Annotated in this window: 5 protein-coding genes; 2 read left to right on the top strand and 3 right to left on the bottom strand. The window is 35.3% G+C overall.

Annotation, left to right across the window (positions count from 1 at the left end):
• Positions 1-5: 5 nt before the first annotated feature.
• Positions 6-2,057, bottom strand: a complete 2,052-nt coding sequence (locus B8977_RS15195) for a phage tail family protein (RefSeq protein ID WP_245828437.1) — start codon at positions 2,055-2,057, stop codon at positions 6-8.
• Positions 2,058-2,113: 56 nt separating this feature from the next.
• Positions 2,114-3,172, bottom strand: coding sequence for a patatin-like phospholipase family protein (locus B8977_RS05035; RefSeq protein WP_084016575.1), 1,059 nt, complete (start codon positions 3,170-3,172; stop codon positions 2,114-2,116).
• Positions 3,173-3,770: 598 nt separating this feature from the next.
• Between B8977_RS05035 and B8977_RS05040 the strand changes: the two genes are divergently transcribed.
• On the top strand, positions 3,771-5,981 hold the full coding sequence (locus B8977_RS05040; protein ID WP_084016576.1) for a glycosyltransferase family 4 protein: 2,211 nt from the start codon (positions 3,771-3,773) through the stop codon (positions 5,979-5,981).
• Positions 5,982-6,022: 41 nt separating this feature from the next.
• Entirely contained in the window at positions 6,023-7,468 is a 1,446-nt protein-coding gene (locus tag B8977_RS05045) for a glycoside hydrolase family 130 protein (RefSeq protein WP_143736327.1), read from the top strand.
• Positions 7,469-7,654: 186 nt separating this feature from the next.
• Here B8977_RS05045 and B8977_RS05050 read toward each other — a convergent pair.
• The coding region (locus B8977_RS05050; RefSeq protein WP_159447453.1) for a T9SS type B sorting domain-containing protein at positions 7,655-7,862 on the bottom strand (208 nt) is incomplete at its 5' end.

Genomic DNA, 7,862 nt, shown 5'->3' on the forward strand with positions numbered 1-7,862 from the left:
TTAAATTATTTTGGATACGAATTCATTATATTTCCCGAATCATCTATTTCAATTATTATATCAAATTTGTTAGATGAGTCCTTGAATTTATATTGCTTAAATCTTTTGCCTGCTGAATCAGGATTTAATCCTACCCCTTTCGCAACAGTATTCTCATAAACATAAGCAATTTCTTCCTGTATGCGGTCTAATTTCCAGTTTTTAGGAAATATAGAAGAAGTTTGGTTTTTGGGAAGCCAGTATCCTCTGTAGAGTACATCAATCTCCGCTTTAAATGGCAAATCGTCTATCGGCGGATCGGGATCAAATTTAGTGTAAGGTCTCCGACGGATGCTTTTGCTTAACACATTTGCATTGTGACCACCTTGTCCTTCCAAATATTCAAAGGTTAAATTAACATTGTGGCTTCTATATTCTCTTATTCCTGCCTCACCATCTATATGCGCAAAAAAACTTTTGTCAAATTTCTTCAACCATTTACTTAGCGCCATTTTGCGTAATCCTTGTACATCTCCTGTTATTTCAAAGAACTTTTTCTTGAGATAATCTATAAATTTCCCGCTTTTTATGGCTTCTATGATTTCCCGAAAAAATGCTTTGACAGAAGTATAAAGTGAGCTCGCAGAAGACGCAATGTTTTTTACCGTGGTTTCCGCTACTTTTATTCCTTTTTTAGCCAATTGCGTGGAAACACGTGATATACTTGCGATCAATGAAGTACCACCTGTAAAGAAAGCAAAAACTGCATCGATGATCAACTCAAAAGCTACTGCGCCGATGATGAACGCCCACCAGTACCGTGAAAGATTTTTGATTTTTCGCCCCACAACCAGGGCAAATGCTTGTATGTCTTCACCCAAAGTATCTAAGCTTGCCAATAAGCCCTCAAAAACACCGGAAATGTTTTCCCGGATGAGGTCAATCAAATCTTCTACAAACTCAAGTTTTTCTTCATATTCGGTCAGCTTTTCTTTGGATAAATTTTCAAGTTCCAGGAATGGAATATTATCAATTACAAAAGCCACCAACCAAACGACCATTTGAAGCAGTGAAATCAAACCGTTTACCAGTCCGCACAGGAAAGCATTGTACACTGCTGCCATTTTTTGCAGTTCCTTTCCTATTTTTTGGATGAACTGTTTGGCTTGGGCAAATATGGTTTTTATCTTTTTTAAAAGTGTTTTTAGATTTTCGGGAAGACTCTCTTCTAAAAATTCTTTAATAAACCAAACAACACCATAGGCAACGTTATCATGAAATCCGGGAGTTATTTTTACAAGCACATATGCTTTTGTAAAGATAATCTGGTCTAAATTGTCGGAGAGCTGTGTTAGAGCATTTAACCCGGAATCTTTGATGATTTTTTTGTTTTGATTCCCTGTATAAAGATAATCAGGTGCCTGGCTGAAGAAATTGACCGGAATAATGGGTTTCAGTTTTTCACCATATTTCTCAAAATCGTAGTTTTCTTCGGTCAGTTTCCAACCGTCCATAGCTTCAACGCCTGATCGAATCCAATCAGCGAGTTTGTCATTCAGTCCAAATAATGTTTGAAATATTTTATTGGCATCGGTTTTATTGCTCAGCTCAAGTTTTACAGCATGAGCCAAAACATCTTTATCAATAGCCTCGTCTGTTTCTCTTTTGAAGTAAGAAATATCTTCTGCCCACTGTTCTATACTCCCGGCAAGATTGGTATCGTCATTTACGGAGATTTGTGTTTTTTTATCATAAAGCTTCCACATCAATTCCCTCCTTTCATCGCCCATTTTAACCCGACAAGCTGTACCGAACAAGTTATTTTTTCCGCTATTTTGCTTTTCAACAAAGATGTAAATCTCTTTTGACTTGGGTTGATATTGGTCTGATTTGTATTTTTCAAATACTTCCAAACCTGATTCCAAAGCTATAATAGTGTATGTATATTGGTCTTCCTCAGGTGTTTCGCCTTCATAAAATGTAAACCCAATCGGGTCGTCATAGTAATTATGAAAAATACTTTCTTTCCCAAAAGGACTGTTTATCTCTCTCGAGTTTACAAAACTTCTTTGTCCCATATTATTAAGTTGGTTATTTAGGTAATGACTAAAGTAGCTATTTTTTTAAAAATGGATCATTTATGAGAGATAAGTTTTTTGACAATGGTATTTAATTCTTCACGATTATCATCGATGTAAGCCAGTCCTGCCTGAATGAGTGCTTCTATATTCTTTTTTGAAGCATTATCCATTTCAGAAGAAGCATTTTTCAGAGCAGGATTTATACGATGATAATTCAGTTTGTTTCTCACGCCAAGCGTTTCATACATCTGAAGTATTTGATAATCAACCGTTTCAGCATTTGCCGACAGGAGCATATCAATCAAAGGCTGTATCCACTTTATTTTCCCTGCATTCTTAAGTTCCCTATGAGAATAGGGCTTCAGGACAGTACCGGTTCCTATGGAAATGATAATCATTTCATTGACAATCGGATAATCCGGCTTTAATTCATCTTTCAAAACTTTTGCAAACGGTATTTTTCGGGCTTCCGCATAGGCACATAAAGTGGGATTATTAGCATATACCCCACCGTCTATCAATGTATAGGTTTGTCCGTACAGAGATGTGATATAGGCCGGCTCGAAATAAGTGGGTGCAGCAGAGGTCGCCCTGCAGACATCCTTTACATAGAAGTTATCCACCAAATCTTCTCCGTCTAAGGTATTGAAAAGTTTTGCTCTCCGGTTTTCCGTATCATAAGATGTAATCAAACATGGTTTTATAAATTCACTTAACTTAAGGTTTCCGAAAAACTCATTCAGCTGCTTTTCCAATTCCTTTTCCGAAATGCGTTCATCCAAGACACCAAAAGGATTAATGATCTTTTGCCACAGCTTGACGTTAAATATGCTTTCTCCTTTTTCAGCATAAAGTTCCAATGCCTTTTCGATAGAGTATTTAGCTTTTTTCTGACTGTTGGGAACCAACAAGATCGACGCAATCAAACCGCCGGTACTGCTTCCGGAAATCAAATCAAAATAATCTCCCAACTTAGCATTAGGATCATCATATTTTTGTAATTGCTCTTCTATATAACGAAGTATGATACAAGTGATAATTCCCCTGATTCCCCCGCCATCAAGTGATAATATTCTAATTTTTTTGTTATAGGTACGATCCTTATTTGCCATAAAAGTTATTGTTGTTATAGGTTTTTAATATTATCTCAAAAATATGTTTTTAAATTTATCTTGTTAATTAAAAAATTATCTTTTTAGTTAAGTAAATTTTTAATCTCCTACAATAAACAATACTTCTAAAACTATTTCTTTTATAGAAATCACTCCTTTTTTATTTCAATAAAGTAAATGCTACAAAATATATAGCGTTATGCTTTGTATGTATAAATTATTAATCATAAATCAGTTGCTTGCTTTTTTTATTTCTATTTTTTTTAATCTTATAGGTAGTTTGTAATCAAACAGTTTTATGACAAGAAAAAACCTTTTCAAAGTTTTTTTTGCAATCCTATTTTTTGGTAAAGTATTTGTTTTATAGAATTTATTATGAGTGCATTTTTTAGGATTAATTAAACACTATTGATATGGTTAAAAATTTTACTCCAAAATTAAGTGCCAACCACCACCTCTTTTTCATTTCTTTTGAAAAATTATATCTGATGAACCACATCGGGGATTCAACTTAAATGAATTTGTTTCTTTCCTAACCTGCATACAATTCATTGAGTGTTCTCGACAGGAGAATTTAATAATTTCTAAATTCAAAAAGATGAAAAATAAAGTTGCAATTATAGGTTCTTATTTGCCACGTAAATGTGGAATCGCTACATTTTCTTCAGATTTACGTCAACATATTTCAGAAGATGAAACAGATGCTTGGGTCATTGCCATGAATGATTCAGAAACCGGATATACCTATCCTTCGGAGGTCAAATTTCAAATCCGACAAAATATCATCAGAGATTATATTTCTGCTGCAGATTTCATCAATTCCAATCAGCTAGATGCTGTTTATTTACAACATGAATATGGAATCTATGGAGGCGAATATGGAAGGTTTGTGTTACAACTTTTAAAAAGAATTAATGTTCCTATTTTCACGACGCTTCACACAGTTCTCGATACGCCCTCGAATGAACAAAAAGAAATTATGCAAGAAATTGCCCAGCATTCATCAAAAGTGATTGTGATGTCAGAAAGAGGAAAAAAAATGCTGAAGGAAATTTATGATGTTGAAAATGAGAAAATTGAAATCATTGGACACGGCATACACAACATCAAAAAGTTCAAAACCAAATGCTATAAAAAAGAATTGGGAATTGAAGGAAAAAAAGTACTTCTGACTTTCGGTTTGCTTTCGAAGAATAAAGGTATTGAGACCGTTATCGAATCTTTACCAAAAATCATGGAAAAACATCCAGATACGATTTACATCGTTTTGGGTGCTTCCCATCCGCATGTTGTCAAAAATGAAGGAGAAGATTACCGCAATTCTTTGATAATGCTGACCAATAAATTAAAACTCGAAAAAAATATAATTTTCATTGACCGATTTGTTTCCAATGAAGAATTGTTCAGCTTTTTGCAATCATCCGATATTTATGTCATTCCTTATTTATCAAAAAAACAAATCACTTCCGGAACTTTGGTTTATGCAATGGGCGCTTGTAATGCGATGGTCTCCACCCCGTTTTGGCATGCGGAAGAAGCCTTGACTGATGAACGTGGTATCTTTTTCGATTTCCATGATTCGGAAAAACTTTCCGCAATTGTGACGGATTTGCTTTCGGATGAAGAAAAATTAAAACAATATCAAAACAAAGCTTGTGAATATTCAAAGCAGTTTCTCTGGGAAAATATTGGAAAGCAATACATTTCTCTTATCCAACAAACAGAACCTCAAAATGCCAAATTTTATAAAATTCCAGAATTAAATGAGAAATCTCCTGTTTTTCCGGAACTCAATTTAAATCATTTATTCAACTTGACTGATGACACGGGAATCCTGCAGCACGCGCGTTTTCACATTCCCAACCGAAATCACGGTTATTGTATAGATGATAATGCTCGTGCATTGTTTCTGACAATGCTTTTAAAAAAAAAGTTAGGCGAAAATGAAAAGGTCAACCATATATGTAATACTTACCTTTCTTTTATTGACCATGCTTACAATCCCGAAGCTGGTCGTTTCAGAAATTTTATGAGTTATGAAAGAAAATGGCTTGAAACTGAAGGTTCAGAAGATAGCCAAGGCAGAACGGTTTGGGCTTTGGGAGCTGTTTTAGCCCATACATATAATTCAAATATTTTAGGTCATGTCGAAACTTTGTTTCATAACAGTATTAATATCATTCATCATCTTACACATCCGCGTGCGATTTCTTACGGACTTTTGGGCGTCGGTGACTATCTGAGTAAACATTCTGACAATAAAAATATTTTTGAATTACTCAGAACACAATCACAGCGATTGTTAAATTATTTTGAAAGTAATTCGGAAAATACGGAGTGGCCATGGTTTAACGATTTGGTCACGTATGGAAACAGCAGAATCCCTGAAGCGATGCTTTGTTCTGGTTATTTATTGAATGACAACAAATTAATTAACAAAGGAATTCAGCTTTTGGATTGGCTAATCGGGCATCAGTTTGAAAATGAATATTTTTCTCCCGTTGGAAATGATGGATGGTTTTCAATAGGTCAGAAAAATCAATTCGATCAACAACCATTAGAAGCACACGGAATGATAGATGCTTGTTTAACAGCTGCAAAGATCACCAACCATAATAAATATAACCACTATGCAAAGAAAGCTTTCGATTGGTTTTTAGGAGACAATTCACATGGTGTTTCTCTGTATGATTTTTCTACAGGCGGCTGCAGAGACGGTTTGCATATCAGCGGAATTAATAAAAACCAAGGCGCAGAATCCACAATTTCATGGCTTTGCTCTCTGTTAAAAATTAAACTTCACTTTTAGTTGTGGTTAATTTTAATAATTTAAACATTAAATTGGTGCTTATGAAAGTTGAAAAATCCAAAATCAGAATCAAACCCTCTGCAAAACGTTGGTTGTTAAGACCATTTGTTCCCGGAAATCCCGACCAGGTTGAGCACATTTTGCTTCGCATACTTTCAACTGACCGAAAACATACTGACGATATGTACCGCCGGGTTTTTCAAAAATATAAGCATTTTCATAAAGACATTGAAGAAATTTTTCTGAGGCATTTTGGACATGTTCAACACAGAATCCCAACAAATATGCAAATCGATGATGACGTAAAATTGATTATCGGTGCATATTTCAGTCAATTTTATGCGTTGGAATCTACTGCCCTTTTCAATCCTTCGATTGTTATTAATCCTAATAAAAATTTAAATGATAAAAGTTTAAATTTCATTTTGAGTTTAAGAGCAGTTGGCGAAGGTCATATTTCTTCCGTCGTTTTTCGTGAAGGAACCATTGACGAAAATTTTGAAATTTCCATCAAAGAACCGCAGCCATTTATCATGGAACCTGAAAAAACCTTGAACCGTCCTTACGAGAAAAATAGATTTATCAGAAATTTAAATGGTACGGGATTAAACAATGAAATAAGCGAATTAATATTCAAAACATTATCCGATGAATTTTCTTTTGAGGAATTAAATTCACTACTGGAAATCCATCAAAAAACTTCTATGAAAATCAGTCCAATGATAGTTGAGGATACCATCAACAACATCAGAAATCTGGCACTTTCCAATTACGATATGGCTTTTTCGGGTGATCAAGATATTTCTGAAAGGGTAATTTATCCGATGTCTCCCAGCCAGACCAATGGAATCGAAGATGCACGTTTTGTAAGGTTTGAAGAAGACAATGGCGATTTTAAATATTATGCAACTTTTACAGCATACAACGGCAGAAAAGTCGTTCCTGAACTACTTGAAACCAAAGACTTTCTACATTTCAAAGTTTCAAGCCTCAGCGGTCCGAAAGCTAAAAATAAAGGAATGGCTTTGTTCCCAAAAAAAATCGACGGAAATTATATGATGCTGGGAAGACAGGATAATGAAACCATTTACCTCATGGCTTCAGATGACCCGCTTTATTGGAAAGAGGCAATACCACTTGCCAAGCCCACCTACGCATGGGAATTTGTACAAATTGGAAATTGTGGTTCGCCGATTGAATTGGACGAAGGCTGGCTGGTGCTTACACACGGCGTCGGGGCAATGCGCAGGTATTGTATCGGCGCAATACTACTCGACAAAAAAAATCCAGATAAAGTCTTAGGAAGATTGAAACAGCCGTTGTTGGAGCCCGTTGGCGAGGAAAGTTTCGGATATGTACCCAATGTCTTGTATTCATGTGGTGCTTTGGTATTTAACGGAAGATTGATTTTGCCTTATGCGATGAGCGATTCCAAAACATTATTTGCACATGCAGACATTCAGCAAATACTGAGTGAAATGGTTTAATTTCCCAATAAATTAAACCTTTAACACTGCTTTAAATTTTTAATTCACGAAAAAGCATAACACTCTGTCACAGTTATTACACCTGAAATTGATTCTGAAGAGTTAAGTAACAATTTGAAAAACAACAAAATTAAAAAATAAAGACCGTCCCTTTGAGGCAGTTTTTTGCGATGAAACAATTTTAATTTAATAATTCCTGATATTCACACTTCCACTCAACTTCTCTCCCGATTCAAGAATAAGTATATACCAATAACTACCACTTGGAAGCGGCTGGTTATTGTATTTCCCGTCCCAACTGAAGCTCGATTCGATCATCCTGTCCACGAAGATCTTTCCGTACCGGTCAAAGATCTGAAGCCTCGTATTGGGATAAACTTCCAGTCCTCTCAGC

The sequence above is a fragment of the Moheibacter sediminis genome (assembly GCF_900176425.1).
GTDB lineage: Bacteria > Bacteroidota > Bacteroidia > Flavobacteriales > Weeksellaceae > Moheibacter > Moheibacter sediminis.

What these genes read in the sequence shown, in the direction of transcription:
- B8977_RS15195 (WP_245828437.1), bottom strand. Translation starts at nt 2,057, where the DNA reads ATGGGACAAAGAAGTTTTGTAAACTCGAGAGAGATAAACAGTCCTTTT.
- B8977_RS05035 (WP_084016575.1), bottom strand. Translation starts at nt 3,172, where the DNA reads ATGGCAAATAAGGATCGTACCTATAACAAAAAAATTAGAATATTATCA.
- B8977_RS05040 (WP_084016576.1), top strand. Translation starts at nt 3,771, where the DNA reads ATGAAAAATAAAGTTGCAATTATAGGTTCTTATTTGCCACGTAAATGT.
- B8977_RS05045 (WP_143736327.1), top strand. Translation starts at nt 6,023, where the DNA reads ATGAAAGTTGAAAAATCCAAAATCAGAATCAAACCCTCTGCAAAACGT.